Here is a 15929-nt window from a genome sequence, read left to right as displayed (position 1 = left end):
CTCAGAAGCTGAAGTCCTTGAGCGCGTCGGGCATGTCCGAAGCCATGACCTTGGCCTCGTGCTCGGCGTAGCGGGCGGCATCCCACAGCTCGAAGTGGCTGCCCATGCCCAGCAGCATCACGTCGCGGGTGAGGCCGGCGGCCGCGCGCAACTCGGGGGCAATGAGCACGCGCGACGAGGCGTCGATCTCGACGTCCATGGCATTGCCCAGAAAGATGCGCTTCCAGCCGCTGGCCGACATCGGCAGCGCAGCGACCTTGTCGCGGAAGGCTTCCCAGGCGGGTCGAGGAAAGATCATCAGCGACCCCTCGGGGTGCTTGGTGATGGTGAGCTGGCTGACATTCATCGCGGACAGGACCTCGCGATGACGCGACGGCATGGCGATACGGCCCTTGCCGTCCAGCGTCAGCGCAGCCGGACCTTGAAACACGATGTTTGCCACCCTCTACCCCAGTCAGCAGCACAGCCTTTTGGCGAAGGCAATGCCACTATTTCCCACAAAAGTGCACTTATCTGCACTGTAGCTCACCAGATGAGCCGGGTCAACGAATCGGGCAAAGAAAAATCAATGGAATCAAGCACTTAGCGGATGATCTTCAATCGTCACCGGCTGCAAAAAGCGTCGCAAAAATAAGGACTTGCGTGGGGCTGTGAAAGTGATGGGTGAGAAGTCGATCGGGGAAACCACCGTGTAACCGGCGGTTGCAAGCGGCGCGCGCCTGTCCCGCGGCAAGGCGCCGCTTGCGCGTTGTCTGGCCCGCTCACCTTGGGCCACGGCGCGACCCGCGCCTTCCAGGCAATGGTCAAGTCATGCAGCGAGGAAGGATGCCCTGACCCTGGGCGCATCTAGAACGGCGCAGCGGAGTCCTCGGTCTGAGCGAGGCTGCTCGCCGCCCTCAGTTGCTGCTGCAAAGCGGCCACTTGCTGGCGCAGTGCCGTGTTCTCGGCGGTCAGCGCGCCGACGCGTTGCCGCAGTGACTCCACCGTGTCTTCCGCCCCGGCCTCGGTCGGGTCCACGGCCGGGGCCGACTCGTTGCGCACCTTGCGCTTGGACTCGCGCACGCGCTTGGCGGCCTGCTTGAGTTCGTCCTTGCCCGCGGCCGCGGCCGTGATCTGCTCTTCAGCGGGCAGGCTGGCGACGGCAGCGGCCGCATTGATCGAGATCGTTCCCGCCTTGACGGCGGCCACCACTTCCGGCGTGGCCTGCTTCTGGATCTTCTCGATCATCACCACCTGGTTGCTGCTCAGGCGCGCGGCCTTCGCGACGGCTTCACGGGTGTCCAGCGGCGGCGGCGCTGCGACGGCCGAGTCCATGGGCTGGTGCTGATCGGTCTGCGAAGCCGCATTCGGCGCCGACGCCTGGGCACGCCGGGCCGCCACGATCTCCCGCTTGCGCAACGCGAGCACGCCGCGCTGGAATTCGGAAATGCTGCGCCGGCCCAGGTGCTGATCGATCATCCACAAGTACACGTCGTCCATGGACTGGAAGCGCGTGTTCTGCACCGTCTGGAATGGCAGGCCATGCTTGCGGCAGATGCCGAAACGGTTGTGTCCGTCGACGAGCACGTCGCCCCACAGCACCAGCGCATCACGGCACCCTTCGGCCAGGATGCTGCGCTCCAGCGCCTCGTACTCTTCCTCGGTCAACGGATCGATGTAGGCCTTGAGTTCTTCGTTGACGACGATGTCCATGGTGCGCGGGGATCAGGTTCAGGGCGCGCATTGTAGGGAGGCACGAACCACGCACTCATGCACTCGCCTCGCCGGTCCGCCGGGAACGGATCAGCCAGGTCTGCACCGCCACGCCGGCGATGAAGACCACCAGCCATGCCAGCAGCGTGCCCAGCACCACCGGAGATTCAGGGCCGTTGGCGAGCGGGTGTGCCGCGGGCAGGCGCGTCAGGGTCTCGTTGATGCCTGGCACCATCAACAGGAAGAAGCTGAAGCTGAGGGCGTAGGCCGAGAGGTAGGGTCGAAGCCGTCCCAGGAACGACAGACGCGGTGCGAGCAAGCCGCCGCCGATGGCCAGCAGCGCCAGGATGCCCAAGGCGTGCCCGGGGTTGAAGCCACCGGTGCTCGACAGGCCGAAGGCCGTGAAGACCGACAGCGCCAGCCCGATCAGGTAGGTCTTGCCGGATCGCGTCGCGGGATCGATCTTTCCGCTTCGCATGAAGCTGTACAGGCCCGCGATGACAGGCACCAGGCTGATGACCGTGTGCAATGCGCCGAAGGAAGACAGGGGATGCGCCATGATTGTTTACCTACTAGTTGGTTGGTTGTTGAATCAAAAAAAGGGGCGGCCTGCGACCACCCGGTCAGCCCGCCATCGTCAATCTGTGGATCGCCGGCCTGGTGATCTCCAGGAACATCTCGGGACGCCCGAGGGCACGTGCGGCCAGCATCGCTCCATGCACCGTGGCCATGAACGTCTGGGCCTCGGCTTTCGATGTGCCTTGCAGATGGAACCTGCCGCTGGCCGCGCCCTTCTTGAAGACAGCGGCCAGCCACGCCGTCAGGTCCTGGAAGTGCCCGCGGACTTCCAGGGCGACTTCCTCGGGAATCGATGGCAGTTCGGCCGCCAGCATCGCGCAGATGCAGAACGCGGCCGTGCCCTCGACGATGCAAGCGGACCAGTAGCCCAGGTATGCGTTGATCCGCGCCAAGGGATCTTCGACCTGGCCGTCCAGCGCAGCCAGGCCCGCCCTCGCCTCTTCACGGTACATGGCGACCACCGTGCGAACCAGTTCCGCCTTGCTCGGAAAGTGATGGTGGATGCTGGCCTTGCTGATGTGCACCCGATCGGAGATGTCGGCGTAGCTGAACCCGTTGTAGCCGCCCGATGCCAGCAGCAGCCGCGCATGCGCAGCGATCTCGTTGGCCTTCGGGGAGAGTTCAGTGTTCATGATCTGAATCTACTAGTAGGTAGACAGGCTGTCAAGTTGATGTGAAGCGACACAGCAGGCTTTGAGGAAAGTCTGCACGCCAATGCCCATGCGCATTTCCAGACCCTCGCTCAGCGTTCCTTGACGTACGCCGTGCCCAGCGCCCGCGGCGCCTGTGCGCGGCCGAAGAAGCCGGCCAGCAGCACCACCGTCAGCAGGTAGGGCAGAGCCTGGATGAGTTCCACCGGCACCGTGCCGATGACCGGCAGCGCGACGCCCTGGAGGCGGATGGCCACCGCGTCCAGGAAGCCGAAGAGCAGGCAGGCCACGCCTGCGCGCAGCGGGTGCCATTGCCCGAACACCATCGCGGCCAACGCCATGAAGCCGCGCCCTGCCGTCATGCCGGGGGTGAACGAGGCGTTCTGCGCGAGCGTGAGGTAGGCCCCCGCAATGCCGCACAACGCGCCGGCCAGCAGCACGCCTTGCCAGCGCAATCCGGTCACGGAGATGCCGGCGGAGTCGACCATCGCGGGGTTCTCTCCGACGGCCCTCAGTCTCAGGCCGAAGCGGGTGCGGTACAGCAGCCACCACGAGGCCGGCACCAGCGCGAAGGCCAGCCACACGAGCGCGTTGTGCCCGAGGATCACCTCCGACAGCAGCGGGCCGACGACGGGCCAGCGCTGGACGGCCGCGGCAGCGCCCGGTATCACGGCGGTGAAGCGGCTGTCCGGCGAGATGTCCGGCGTGCGGCCGCCATGCGCGAACCACACCAGGCCCAGCACGGCCGTGAGCCCGAGTGCAATGACATTGAGCGCGACCCCCGACACGATCTGGTCGCCACGGTGGGTGATGCAAGCCCAGGCATGCACCGCGCTGAAGAGCATGGCCACCGCCATGGCCCCGCCCAGCGCGGCCATGGCCGGCCAGCCGATGGCGCCCAGGGAGGCGGCGGCAAATGCCGCCGCGAGCATCTTGCCTTCGAGGCCGATGTCGATCACCCCCGAGCGCTCGCTGAACACGCCGGCCAGTGCGCACAGCACCAGCGGCACGGCGATGCGCAAGGTCGCGCCGAGCACGGAGGCGACGATGAGCAGCGTGTCATCCATGGCGCTTCACCAGCCCATACAGCCGCGCGACCGGGCCGCGCAGCATCAGCGACAGCGCGCCGCAGAACAGCACCACGAAACCCTGCACCGCCACCGACATGTCGCGCGTGAACGCCGGCATCTCGAACACCAGCTCGGAGCCGCCTTGCGCCAGCGCACCGAACAGCAGGGCCGACAACGCGATGCCCACCGGATGGTTGCGGCCCATCAAGGCCACGGCGATGCCGGTGAAGCCAGCGCCGGCCACGAAGTCCAGCAGCAGCTTGTGGTGCACGCCGGCGATCTCGTTGGCCCCGACCATCGCCGCCAGCGCGCCGGAAATGGACAAGGCAACCAGCGTCATGCGCTGCGGCGAGATGCCCGCGTAGCGCGCCGCATCCGCCGAGTGGCCGACGACCCGCAAGCCATGCCCCAGCCGCGTGTGCCACAGCAGCAGCCACACCGCCACGCAGGCGGCGATTGCAAGCACGAACGCAAGATTCAGCGGCGTGTCGGGCCAGGCGATGCCCACGGCACCCAGCATCGCCCTCGCACTCGGCAAGACCGCCCCTTCGGCAAACATGCGCGACTCGACCGCCTGGTTGCCCGGCACCTTCAGCACGTTGACGATGAGCCACACCATCAGCGTCGATGCGAGGAAGTTGAACATGATCGTCGTGATGACGATGTGGCTGCCGCGGTAGGCCTGCAGCCAGGCCGGCACGAAGGCCCAGGCCACGCCGCAGGCCATGCCTGCGACCAGTGCCAGCGGAATCAGCAAGGGCGCGGGCAGCCAGCGGTCCAGCGAGAGGATCAGCAGCCCCACGCCCAGCCCGCCCAGCGTGGCCTGCCCCTCGGCCCCGATGTTGAAGTGGCCACAGTGGAATGCGATGGCCACCGCCAGGCCGGTGAAGATGAAGTTGGTGGTGTAGTAGAGCGTGTAGCTCCACGCGAGGGTGCTGCCGAAGGCACCTTCCAGCAGCAGGCGCACGGCGATCAGCGGGCTCTGTCCGATGGCCCACACCACGAAGCCGGCGGCCGCCAGCGCCAAGGCCACGTTCAGCACCGGCAGCAGCAGGATGTCGATCCAGCGCGGCAGGACGGCGGGCACGTTCTTCATGCGTCCCCCTGCCCCATCAGGACACCGAGCTGCCGCTCGTCCGCCTCCTCGCGCGCCAGTGTGCCGGTGATGCGCCCGCCGCACATCACCACGATGCGGTCCGACAGCGCGAGGATTTCATCCAGCTCGGTGGACACCAGCAGCACCGCGCAACCCGCGTCGCGCAGTTCGACGATGCGGCGGTGGATGAACTCGATCGCGCCGATGTCCACTCCGCGCGTGGGCTGGCCGATCAGCAGCACGCGCGGCTGGCGGTCGAACTCGCGCGCGAGGATGAGCTTCTGCTGGTTGCCGCCGGAGAACTTGGAAGAAAGCAGCCCGGCGTCCCGCGGGCGGACGTCGAACTCTTCCATCAATCGAACGCATTTCTGTTGCGCCGGCTTCTGGCGCAGCCACGGGCCGCGATGCACGGCCGGTTCGTCGTCGTAGCCGAGGATGGCCGACTCCCATGCCGCGAAGCCCAGCACGAGGCCCAGGCGATGGCGGTCCTCCGGCACGTGGGCCAGGCCGAGATGACGCAGGGTCCGCGGGCCGATGGGGTGCGCGGCATCGATCTCGCGCACGCTGCCGTCGGCCATCGACAGGCGCACCGAGCCTTCGTGCGGCGCAGACAACCCGGCAAGCACGGCCAGCAGCTCGCTCTGCCCGTTGCCCGATACGCCCGCCACGCCGACGATCTCGCCGGCATGGAGCTGCAGCGACACGTCCTGCAGCCGCGGGCAGGCCTGCGCATCGCGCCAGACCAGCGACTTCGCTTCGAGCCGCACTTCGCCGCGGCCACGCGCCGGCGGTGCGGTTTCCAGCTGCACCTTGCGGCCCACCATCAGCTCCGCCAGTTCCACCGCGCTCGTGTCCGCGGTGTCGCGGTCCGCGACGGCACGGCCCGCGCGCATCACCGTGACGCGGTCGGTGACGGCGAGGATCTCCTTGAGCTTGTGCGTGATCAGCAGCACCGTGACGCCGCGCGCCTTCAGCGAAGCCAGCACGCGAAAGAGCGCCTGCGTCTCCTGCGGCGTCAGCACGCCGGTGGGCTCGTCGAGGATGAGGATGCGCGCGCCGCGGAACAGGGCCTTGAGGATTTCCACCCGCTGCAGCACGCCCACCGGCAGGTCGCGCACCCGCGCATCGGGGTCCACCGCCAGCCCGAATTCATCGGCCAGCCGCGCCAGCTCCTGCCGCGCGCGGGCCATGCTGCCCGACAGCAGGAAGCCCTGCTCGGCGCCCAGCACCACGTTCTCCAGCACGGTGAAGCGGTCGACCAGCATGAAGTGCTGGTGCACCATGCCGATGCCGTTGGCAATCGCGTCGTGCGTGCCGCCCAGCTTCAGCTCGCGGCCGTCGACGACGATGCGTCCCTCGTCGGCCGGGTAAAAGCCGTAGAGGATGCTCATCAGCGTCGACTTGCCGGCGCCGTTCTCGCCGACGATGCCATGCACCGAGCCGCGCGCCACGCGCAGCGTGACGTCGTTGTTGGCATGCACCGCGCCGAAGCGCTTGTGGATGCCGACTAGCTCGACTGCGTGGGCAGAGGCCACCTCAGTACTTGCAGCCAGCCTCGGGGGTGTAGGTCGCGACCTTGATCTTGCCCGACACGATGTCTGCCTCCACACCGGCCAGCTTCTTCTTCGTGTCCTCGCTCACCAGCTTGGCGTTGTACTGGTCCATCGCCAGGCCCACGCCCTGCTCCTGCAGGCCGAGCACCGTGAGGCCGGGCTTCCAGGTGCCGTTCTTCGCTGCCATGGCGATGCCGTAGGTGGCGTTGTCCACGCGCTTGAGCATGGAGCTGAGCATGGTGCCCGGCTGAAGGTGGTTCTGGTTGCTGTCCACGCCGATGGCCAGTTTGCCCTGGTCCTTCGCGGCCTGGTACACGCCGATACCGGTGCCGCCCGCGGCCGCGAAGACCACGTCGACGCCGCGAGAGAACTGCGCCTTCGCGAGTTCGCCGCCGCGCGTCGGATCGCTCCAGGCCGAGGGCGTGGTGCCCGTCATGTTGGCCACCACCTCGACCTTGGGGTTCGCGGTCTTCACGCCATGCTCGTAGCCGCACTGGAAGCGGCGGATGAGCGGCACGTCCATGCCGCCGATGAAGCCGACCTTGCCCGACTTGCTGGTCGTGGCGGCCAGCCAGCCGGCGAGGAAGGATCCTTCCTGGTCCTTGAACAGCACCGACTGCACGTTGGGCTGCTTGACCTCGGAGTCGATGATCGCGAAGTGCGCGTTCGGGAATTCCTTGGCCACCTTGTCCAGCGCCGAACCATGGCCGAAGCCGACGGCGATGATGGGGTCCGCGCCCTTCTGGGCCATGCGGCGCAACGCCTGCTCGCGCTGCGTGTCGTTGGAGATCTCGAAGTCGAGGTAGGCGGTGCCGGTCTCCTTCTTGAAGCGCTCGATGCCGTTGTAGGCGGCTTCGTTGAAGGACTTGTCGAACTTGCCGCCGGCGTCGTAGATGACGGCCGGTTGCTTGGCTTGTGCGAACGCGGTGGTCGCAGTGAAGGTGGCCGCGAGGATGACAGTGGCTCGGCTGATCACGTAAGAATCTCCCTTGTGAGAAGTGGCGCGGATTCTCGCAAGAAACATGCGCGAGACACCCCCCGGGAACACCCGGTGGCCGCGGTGCATCGGGTTACGAATCGAATCTGAAGCCGCCAGGCAGCAGTTCGCCGGCGGTCGTGAGCGTGCGGGCACCGTTCATGTTGGCGAGCACCACGGCGAGGCCCTCGCCGCCGAGTTCGAGCATCACCTGGCGGCAGGCGCCGCAGGGCGAGATGGGCCCGGCCGTGTCGGCCACCACGGCCATGCGTTCGATGTCGCCGGGCCGGGCGCCCGCAGCGACGGCCGAGAACAGCGCCGTGCGCTCGGCGCAGTTGCACAGGCCATAGGCCGCGTTCTCCACGTTGCAGCCGCTGAAGACGCGGCCGTCGCGCAGCTTCACCGCAGCGCCGACGTGGAAGCTGGAATACGGCGCGTAGGCTGCGTCGCGGGCCTGCCGCGCGAGGGCGACCAGTTCGTCATCGGTCATGCAGAGGTCTCCCCTTGTTCGCGAACGATGTGCCCGGCGATCAGCGGTGGCGCTGGCACCGGTGTGGTGGATACGGCATAGGCGGACTGCACGGCCTGCACGGCGGCATCGGCGGCGGCCTGCGTGGCGGCGTGGACGATGGCCAAGGGCCGGCTGCCATCGAGCGCAGCGCCCAGCGGCAACAACGATGCGAGTCCCACCGCGGGATCGATGCGGTCCGCCGCCTGTCGCCGTCCCCCGCCCAGCTCGACCACCGCCAGGCCCAGCGCGCGCGTGTCGATGCTGCTCACCGCCATGCCCACCTGCGATGGCGGCACCGGCACGGGGCGCACGACAGGTGCGGCAGGCAGGTGGCGGTCGGCATGGTCGAGCAAGTCCTTCGGTCCGCCGAGTCCGCTGACCATCCGGGCCCAGCGCTCGGCCGCCTGTCCGGAGTCCAGCGCCTGGGCAAGCCGCGCCTGCGCCTCGTCGTCATCACGGGCCAGCCCGGCCTGGCGCAGCAAGCTCGCACCGAAGGCGCGCACGACGCGATCCAGCCTGGCAGGACGCTCGTCGCCTCGCAGGTAGCGAAGGGCCATCCGCACTTCGAGCGCATTGCCGGCCACGGGCGCGAGCGGCTCGTTCATGTCGGTGATCAGGGCCTCGGTCGGCAGGCCCGCGCCGCAACCGGTCTCGACCAGGCTTCGCGCCAGCGCGAGCGCGCTTGGCATGTCGCGCATGAACGCGCCGCTGCCCACCTTCACGTCGAGCGCCAGCGCCTGCAGGCCGGCGGCGAGCTTCTTCGACAGGATGGACGCCGTGATCAATGCGACCGACTCCACCGTCGCGGTCAGGTCGCGCACGGCATAGATGCGGCGATCGGCCGGCGCGAGGTCGGGGCCTGCGCCGACGATCGCGACGCCGGCCTCGCGCACCACGCGGCGGAAGGTGTCCAGCGGCACATCGACGCGGTAACCCGGAATCGATTCCAGCTTGTCGAGCGTGCCGCCGGTGTGGCCCAGGCCCCGGCCCGAGATCATCGGCACGTGGCAGCCGCAGGCGGCCAGCAACGGGCCCAGCATCAGCGACACGGTGTCGCCGATGCCGCCGGTGGAGTGCTTGTCCACCACCGGGCCGTGCAAATCCTCGCCGCGCCAGTCGAGCACGCGGCCGCTGTCGCGCATGGCCATCGTCAGCGCCACGGCCTCGGTGGTGGACATGCCGCGCCAGCAGGTCGCCATCGCGAAGGCGGCGATCTGCGCATCGCTCACCTCGCCGCGCGTGACACCATCGACGAAGGCGCGGATCTGCGCGGCATCCAGCGCTTGCCCATCGCGCTTTCGGCGGATGGTTTCCTGCGCCAGGGTCATCAGTACGGCCCCTGGGCGGCAGCGGGGCTGCGACCCTCGATGGCCGCCAGCAGCACCGGCAGCAGGCTGGACGCGCCAAAGCGCAGCGTGCCGGGCGACAGGCCTTGTTCGCCGTAGGTCCTGGCGGCGAGTGCGAGGTACTGCTTCACGTCGGCCAGGGTCGAGAGGCCCCCCGCGATCTTCAGGCCGGCACGGCCGCCGTGTTGATGGATCACATCGAGCATCACCGCGGCGGCTTCCGGCGTGGCATTGACGGGCACCTTGCCGGTGGATGTCTTCAGGAAATCGGCCCCGGCCGCGAGCGCGATGTCGCTGGCGTCGCGGATGTGCCAGGAGGCGCGCAACTCGCCCGTCTCGAGGATGACTTTCAAGGTCGCATCGCCGCAGGCCTGCTTGCACCGCGCCACGAGGTCGCGGCCGGCCTGCCTGTCCGCGGCCAGCAAGGCGCGCCACGGAAACACCAGGTCAATCTCGTGCGCGCCGCTGGCCAGTGCATCCCGGGTCTGCTGCACGACCTCGTCGGCGGACGACTCGCCGCGTGGAAAGTTGACCACCGTCGCCACCTTCACATCGCCCAGGCCCTGCTCGGCCAATGCCCGCAAGGCCGCCGAAACGAACTGCGGGTAGACGCACAACGCGGCCGGCGCACCGTGCGGGGTGTTCGCCCGGCGGGCCAGCGCGGTGATCGACGCCTCGCTGTCGTCGTCCTTCAAGGAGGTGAGGTCCAGGCAGCGCAGTGCCAGTCGTGCGGCATCAAGGTCGGTCATGCCCGCGAGGCTACGACAAGCCCGGGGTCCACCGCCATGGAAAGGCGAACAACGCACGGGATGGCGGTAGGGGTATGGCCTGGCGCAATATCACTGTATAAACTCACAGGTACTGTACGGATGAACAGTTCACTGGAGGAAATCCTCATGCGCCAGCTCTATCGGCAAACCTACCACCCGCCCTTCCAACGCGTGCCCGACTGGATGAAGGCGCTGTGGCGCTGGCTGTGAGGTCGTGCTGACACGAACTTGAGCCATGATGCGCGGGCTGCAGCCATTGCGGGGTTGCGGCCCCGCGGATGAACAACAAGCACTCTCTCTCGCACGCGGCATCTGTCCTCTCCTGGTTCGCCATGGCCGGCTCGGCCTGGGCCACTGGCGGCCATCATGCGGTGGACGATGCATCGATCCTCGATCCCGGCCAATGCCAACTTGAGCTCTGGTCCGAGCATTCGCCCATGCATCGGCTGGCGCACGTCGGCCCAGGTTGCCGATGGGGGCCGGTGGAAGCGGGCGTCAGCGCGGACCGCAGCTCGGACGACAGCGAGCCCTCCAGGACGCTGTGGTCGCCGCAGGTCAAGTGGGCCACCACACTGAGCTCTCAGCTGGCGGCAGGCGCGGTCTGGACGCTGTCATGGCAGTCTCCCTCGCCTCGACGCACGAGCCAGTCCATCCTCTTGCCGGTGACCTGGCAACCGCAGCCTTCGCTGGCACTGCACCTGAACCTGGGACGCGATTTCCCGAGGAACGCCTATCGCGTGGTCCGGCGCGGCACGGCCATCGAATGGCAAGCGCTGCCGCAATGGCAGGCCCTGGCGGAATGGTTCGATGACGGCCAGCAAGGCAACCGGCGCCTGGGCCTGCGACACGCCTGGAACACCCAGGTCTCACTGGACATCAGCCGCGCGGAATCCACCGGCCAGCCACGCCGGCCCTGGTGGACCCTGGGCGTGAACTGGACTTTCGGCAGCCCGCTGCCATAGCGCGGCGCTCAGCGCGGTTCGTCGCCTTCACGTGATGCTTCAGATGCGCCCGGTGCAGTCGCTGGAAGAGTTCGGGCGACACGGGCTGGTTCAGGTCCAGCCCGATCACCTGCGCACCCAGCGGTGCATCGAAGGCACGGATGTCGGCTGCCATGTGCCGCGCCTTCAGCCCCGCCGCGACGCGAGCCGCCTCACCACCGACACCATGCGGTCGATCTCCTCGCAGGTGTTGTAGAACGCGAAGGATGGCCGCACGCTGGTCTCCAGCCCGAAGCGGCGCAGGATCGGCTGTGCGCAGTGGTGCCCCGTGCGCACCGCGATGCCTTCCTCGTTGAACGCCCGTCCCACCTGCTCGGTGCTGTAGCCGTCGAGCACGAAGGACAGCACGCTGGCCTTGTGGGCGGCCGTGCCGATGAGCCTCACACCCTTGATCGGCCGCATGTGGTGCGTGGCGTAGTCCAGCAGCCCATGCTCGTACAGCCCGATGTTCTCGATGCCGATGCGCTCCACGTACTCCAGCGCCGCGCCCAGGCCCACCGCATCGGCGATGTTGCCGGTGCCGGCCTCGAAGCGCGTGGGCGGCCCGTGGTAGGTGGTCTTCTCGAAGGTGACGTCGGAGATCATGTTGCCGCCGCCTTGCCACGGCGGCATGTCTTCGAGCACCTCGCGCTTGCCGTAGACCACGCCGATGCCGGTGGGCGCGAAGATCTTGTGGCCGGAGAAGACGAAGAAGTCCGCATCGATCGCGCGCACGTCCACGCGCATGTGCGACACCGACTGCGCGCCGTCCACCAGCGCCTTCGCGCCGGCGGCATGCGCCATCGCCACGATCTCGTGCACCGGCACCACCGTGCCCAGCGCGTTGGAGACCTGCGTCACCGACACGAGCTTGGTGCGCGGGCCCAGCAGCTTGCGGTATTCGTCGAGCTTCACCTGCCCGGTGTCGTCCACCGGAATCACCTTGATCACCGCACCCTTGTCGGCCGCGAGCTGCTGCCACGGCACGATGTTGGCGTGATGCTCCAGGTGCGACACGATGATCTCGTCGCCCGCGCCGATGTTCTTCGCGCCCCAGGTCTTGGCCACGAGGTTGATGGCCTCGGTGGTGCCGCGCACGAAGATGATCTCCTCCACCGAAGCCGCGCCGATGAAGCGGCGCACGGTCTCGCGCGCGCCTTCGTAGGCGTCGGTCGCGCGCGCGGCCAGCTCATGCGCCGCGCGGTGGATGTTGGAATTCTCGTGCGCATAGAAGTGCGCGAGGCGGTCGATCACCGCCTGCGGCTTCTGCGTCGTGGCGGCGTTGTCGAACCACACGAGCGGGCGGCCGTTCACGCGCTCCGACAGGATCGGGAAGTCGCGCCGGATGGCGTTCACGTCGAAGGGCGGGCGGCCCGCAGGCACCGGGGGCGGTGTCTGCGGATCACCCTGCACGCCGGCCACGGCCGGGTCCAGGAAGTAGAAGCCGGAGGGGGCCGACGGGGGCGCGGAGACGAAGTAATACGGCTGCGCGCCGGGTGCCTGCGGCACCCCGAGCACATGGCTGCCGATGCGTCCGTCGTAGCCCGGTGCGGACACCAGCGCGAGATCAGGCACGCCGTTGGGCGCCTGCGCATGCGGCACGAGCGACGGTGCCTGCGCAGCAGCGTTGGCAGGCGCCTGCGGCGACGTCGGTGCGAGGCCTGCGCCCGGCACCGCGCCGATCACGGGAATGGCCGCAGGCGTGGACGGCCCGGCATGGCCCGGTGGCAGCGACAAGCCCGGCGGATGCGGCTGGCTGGGCACCGGCACGCCGCCGGCTGCCGTCACGCCGGGCAGTGCCGCGAAGAACTCGCCGGCCAGCCGCGCCAGCGCGGCCGGATCCGGCAGGCCCGCAGGCAAGCCCGGGTTCAAGGAATCAGGCGTGGACATCGCTCAGTTCACTTGTAGGTGTCCGGGTACTCGTGGAACTTGCCGATCTCCACGTCTTCCAGCACCGCGAGCGCATCATCGGACTGCACCGCCAGCGAGCAGTACAGCGAGATGAGGTAGGACGCGATCGCGTTGCGGCTGATGCCCATGAAGCGCACCGACAGGCCCGGGCTCTGCTCGCCGGGAAGTCCGGGCTGGTACAGGCCCACCACGCCCTGGCGCTTGTCGCCCACGCGCAGCAGGATGATCTTGGTCTTGCCATCGGCCACCGGCACCTTGTCCGACGGGATCAGCGGAATGCCGCGCCAGGTCAGGAACTGCGAGCCGAACAGGCTCACCGTGGGCGGCGGCACGCCGCGGCGCGTGCACTCGCGGCCGAAGGCGGCGATGGCCAGCGGATGCGTGAGGAAGAAGGCCGGCTCCTTCCACACCTTGGTCAGCAGTTCGTCCATGTCGTCGGGCGTGGGCGCACCGGTGAGCGGGTACACGATCTGTTCCGGCGCCACGCTGGCCAGGAGGCCGTAGTCCGGGTTGTTGATGAGCTCGCTCTCCTGCTTCTCCTTGATCGTCTCGATCGTCAGGCGAAGCTGTTCCTTGATCTGGTCATGCGGGCTGCTGTAGAGGTCGGACACGCGGGTGTGCACGTCCAGCACGGTGCTCACCGCGTTGAGGAAATACTCGCGCGGCTTCTCGTCGTAGTCGACGAAGGTACTGGGCAGTTCCGACTCGTCGCGCTTGGCGCACAGCACCTGCACGTCCTGCGGATTGCGCACCTTGTTGAGGCGGTAGATGCCGGCCTCGACCGGCAGCCACTGCAGCAGGTGCGTGAGCCAGCGCGGGCTGATGGTGGAGAGGATCGGTGCGGTCTTGGTGGCATTGGCCAGTTGCCGCGCGGCGTTGTCGCCCAGCGCCAATTGCGCGGGCTGCGTGTCTGCCATGGGAAAACTCCGTTGTGCGAAAAACGAGGATCGATATGAGGAAACTGCTGAAGCTCAGTGTCCGGGCCACCTGCTGTGCGTTCAACCGGCTATAGCCATCAAGCGGGCGCGAAGCGTTCGCAATCCGAGATCAGCTGCGACAGCGGCACCTCCAGTGCCTGCGCCAGCTTGGCCGCGGTGGCGAGCGAGGGCATGGCGGTGGCGCGCTCGATCTCGCCCATGTAGGAGCGGTTGAGCTCGGCCAGCCCCGCCAGCCGCTCCTGCGACCAGCCGCGCGATTCGCGCAACTGGCGCACCACCGCACCGAACTTCTCGCCGACGTCGTCCATGGCCGTCATGCCAGCGGCGCCACGAGGCTGTCCTCGCGAACGTCCTCACGCGACTGGGCCTGCGTGATGCGGCTGCCCGACGGCACGCTGCGCGTGAGCCACACGTTGCCGCCGATGGTCGAGCCCTGTCCGATGGTCACGCGGCCGAGGATGGTCGCACCAGCGTAGATGACGACCCCGTCTTCCACGATCGGGTGGCGTGCGCCGCCCTTGTGCAGTTGCCCGTCCTCATCGGTCACGAAGCGCTTGGCGCCCAGCGTCACCGCCTGGTAGACGCGCACGTCGCGGCCGATCTCCGCGGTCTCGCCGATGACGACACCGGTGCCATGGTCGATGAAGAACCCCGGGCCGATGCGTGCCCCGGGGTGGATGTCGATGCCCGTCTGCGCATGCGCGCTCTCGGCCACCAGCCGCGCGAGCAAGGGCACACCCAGCAGGTAGAGCTGGTGCGCGAGGCGGTGGTGGATCATTGCCAGCACGCCGGGGTAGCACAGCAGCACCTCGTCCACGCTGCGCGCCGCCGGGTCGCCGCGGTAGGCGGCCAGCACGTCGCTGTCCAGCAGCACGCGGATGGCGGGCAAGGCGCCGCCGAAGGAACGCACGAGATCGAGTGCGCGGGCCTCGACGTCGCGCTGCCTGTGCGCATCGTGACGCGCCTGGTATCGCAACTCCAGCCTCACCTGCTGCAGCAGCGACTGAAGCGCGGCGTCCAGCGTGTGGCCGATGTAGTAGTCCTCGGATTCATGCCGAAGGTCCGGTGGCCCGAGCCGCATCGGAAAGAGCACGCCGCTCAGGCGGTCGACGATCTCGCGCAGCGCCTCGCGCGAAGGCAGCTCGCGCCCGCCCACTTCCTGCAGGCGCTGCTGCGACGTGCGCCAGCGCTCGCGTGCCACGCGAAGGCCGGCAACGATCTCATCCAGCGGCAGTGCGATCGCTGCGCCGTTCAGTCCTGAACCCATGGCAACCCCCTGAAGCGCCACCCGTCGGCGCTGCCGCGCTGCTGCGCGGCGTTGATCTCGCCCTCGAATCCTTCGAGGACATTGAATGCATGCTGGAACCCAGCCTTGGCCGCGGCCTCCGCGGCGAGTGCCGATCGCTTGCCGCTGCGGCACAGCAGAAGCACGACGTCGTCCTTGCCCACCTTCGCTTCCAACTCGCGCACGAAGCGCGGGTTGCGCGTGAGCGCGGTGCCGGTGGCCCAGGCCACGTGCACGCTGCCGGGCACATGGCCCACGAACTTGCGTTCTTCACCGGAGCGCACGTCGACCAGCACCGCCTGCCCGGCCTGCACCAGCTCCCATGCGGCCTGCGGCGGCACGCCACCGGCATAGGGCAGATGGTCGGCTTCGGCCTCGACGCGTGCGCGTTCGAGGACCGGGTGTTCGGCGAGCGTGGTGGACATCGATGGTCTCCTTGGAACCTGGCGTGTTCAAAGCTGGCGCCGTGATGCGGCGCGTTGTGGTGGCTGCGTTGTGGTGGCTATAGCCATCAAGGTCGTCAGGCTACGCAAGGCATCGGGCTGCGGGAACGAACGAATCCGTTGTTCCTT

Annotated in this window: 17 protein-coding genes; 1 reads left to right on the top strand and 16 read right to left on the bottom strand. The window is 68.2% G+C overall.

Translation table 11 applies throughout. The annotated features are described in order from the left end of the window. Position 1: 1 nt before the first annotated feature. From mraZ to deoC, 11 genes are all read right to left on the bottom strand, one after another. Positions 2 to 430: a division/cell wall cluster transcriptional repressor MraZ gene (mraZ, locus tag DZC73_RS26860; RefSeq protein WP_235835307.1), complete on the bottom strand. Its 429-nt coding sequence runs from the start codon at positions 428 to 430 to the stop codon at positions 2 to 4. A gap of 416 nt (positions 431 to 846) precedes the next feature. Beyond that, positions 847 to 1692, bottom strand: a complete 846-nt coding sequence (locus DZC73_RS26855; protein ID WP_124543467.1) for a ParB N-terminal domain-containing protein — start codon at positions 1690 to 1692, stop codon at positions 847 to 849. Positions 1693 to 1747: 55 nt separating this feature from the next. Then, positions 1748 to 2251, bottom strand: a complete 504-nt coding sequence (locus DZC73_RS26850; RefSeq protein ID WP_124543466.1) for a hypothetical protein — start codon at positions 2249 to 2251, stop codon at positions 1748 to 1750. A 64-nt stretch (positions 2252 to 2315) separates the two neighbouring features. Further along, complete coding sequence (locus DZC73_RS26845; RefSeq protein WP_124543465.1) at positions 2316 to 2903, bottom strand: TetR/AcrR family transcriptional regulator; 588 nt, start codon at positions 2901 to 2903, stop codon at positions 2316 to 2318. A 110-nt stretch (positions 2904 to 3013) separates the two neighbouring features. After that, complete coding sequence (locus tag DZC73_RS26840) at positions 3014 to 3988, bottom strand: ABC transporter permease (protein ID WP_124543464.1); 975 nt, start codon at positions 3986 to 3988, stop codon at positions 3014 to 3016. After that, on the bottom strand, positions 3981 to 5087 hold the full coding sequence (locus DZC73_RS26835; RefSeq protein WP_124543463.1) for an ABC transporter permease: 1107 nt from the start codon (positions 5085 to 5087) through the stop codon (positions 3981 to 3983). Before DZC73_RS26835 ends, DZC73_RS26840 begins: the two co-directional genes overlap by 8 nt. Beyond that, positions 5084 to 6622, bottom strand: a complete 1539-nt coding sequence (locus tag DZC73_RS26830; protein WP_124543462.1) for an ABC transporter ATP-binding protein — start codon at positions 6620 to 6622, stop codon at positions 5084 to 5086. The genes DZC73_RS26835 and DZC73_RS26830 overlap by 4 nt, the downstream gene beginning before the upstream one ends. Position 6623: 1 nt before the next feature. Continuing rightward, positions 6624 to 7664 (bottom strand): BMP family lipoprotein, encoded by a 1041-nt coding sequence (locus DZC73_RS26825; RefSeq protein ID WP_124543461.1) that lies wholly within the window; start codon positions 7662 to 7664, stop codon positions 6624 to 6626. Between the two features lie 46 nt (positions 7665 to 7710). Next, on the bottom strand, positions 7711 to 8106 hold the full coding sequence (locus tag DZC73_RS26820) for a cytidine deaminase (RefSeq protein ID WP_124543460.1): 396 nt from the start codon (positions 8104 to 8106) through the stop codon (positions 7711 to 7713). Then, positions 8103 to 9455: a thymidine phosphorylase gene (gene deoA, locus DZC73_RS26815; RefSeq protein WP_124543459.1), complete on the bottom strand. Its 1353-nt coding sequence runs from the start codon at positions 9453 to 9455 to the stop codon at positions 8103 to 8105. Before deoA ends, DZC73_RS26820 begins: the two co-directional genes overlap by 4 nt. Continuing rightward, positions 9455 to 10222 (bottom strand): deoxyribose-phosphate aldolase, encoded by a 768-nt coding sequence (deoC, locus tag DZC73_RS26810; protein ID WP_124543458.1) that lies wholly within the window; start codon positions 10220 to 10222, stop codon positions 9455 to 9457. Before deoC ends, deoA begins: the two co-directional genes overlap by 1 nt. Before the next feature lie 299 nt (positions 10223 to 10521). Here deoC and DZC73_RS26805 point away from each other — a divergent pair, with 299 nt between their 5' ends. Further along, positions 10522 to 11205 (top strand): hypothetical protein, encoded by a 684-nt coding sequence (locus DZC73_RS26805; RefSeq protein WP_124543457.1) that lies wholly within the window; start codon positions 10522 to 10524, stop codon positions 11203 to 11205. A gap of 165 nt (positions 11206 to 11370) precedes the next feature. On the opposite strand, the gene DZC73_RS26795 is transcribed toward DZC73_RS26805, so the two are convergent. From DZC73_RS26795 to DZC73_RS26775, 5 genes are all read right to left on the bottom strand, one after another. Continuing rightward, positions 11371 to 13113 (bottom strand): family 2A encapsulin nanocompartment cargo protein cysteine desulfurase, encoded by a 1743-nt coding sequence (locus tag DZC73_RS26795; RefSeq protein ID WP_124543456.1) that lies wholly within the window; start codon positions 13111 to 13113, stop codon positions 11371 to 11373. A gap of 8 nt (positions 13114 to 13121) precedes the next feature. Next, positions 13122 to 14051, bottom strand: a complete 930-nt coding sequence (locus tag DZC73_RS26790; protein WP_124543455.1) for a family 2A encapsulin nanocompartment shell protein — start codon at positions 14049 to 14051, stop codon at positions 13122 to 13124. A gap of 98 nt (positions 14052 to 14149) precedes the next feature. Beyond that, positions 14150 to 14389, bottom strand: a complete 240-nt coding sequence (locus tag DZC73_RS26785) for a helix-turn-helix domain-containing protein (RefSeq protein ID WP_235835305.1) — start codon at positions 14387 to 14389, stop codon at positions 14150 to 14152. Next, positions 14386 to 15339 (bottom strand): serine O-acetyltransferase EpsC, encoded by a 954-nt coding sequence (epsC, locus tag DZC73_RS26780; protein WP_124543454.1) that lies wholly within the window; start codon positions 15337 to 15339, stop codon positions 14386 to 14388. The genes DZC73_RS26785 and epsC overlap by 4 nt, the downstream gene beginning before the upstream one ends. Beyond that, on the bottom strand, positions 15324 to 15782 hold the full coding sequence (locus DZC73_RS26775) for a rhodanese-like domain-containing protein (RefSeq protein WP_124543453.1): 459 nt from the start codon (positions 15780 to 15782) through the stop codon (positions 15324 to 15326). Before DZC73_RS26775 ends, epsC begins: the two co-directional genes overlap by 16 nt. Between the last annotated feature and the right edge of the window lie 147 nt (positions 15783 to 15929).

Source organism: Rhizobacter terrae (assembly GCF_003852895.1).
Taxonomy (GTDB): Bacteria; Pseudomonadota; Gammaproteobacteria; order Burkholderiales; family Burkholderiaceae_C; genus Albitalea; species Albitalea terrae.
Note: the sequence above shows the minus strand (reverse complement) of the source record. Positions and strands in the feature narration are given on the sequence as shown.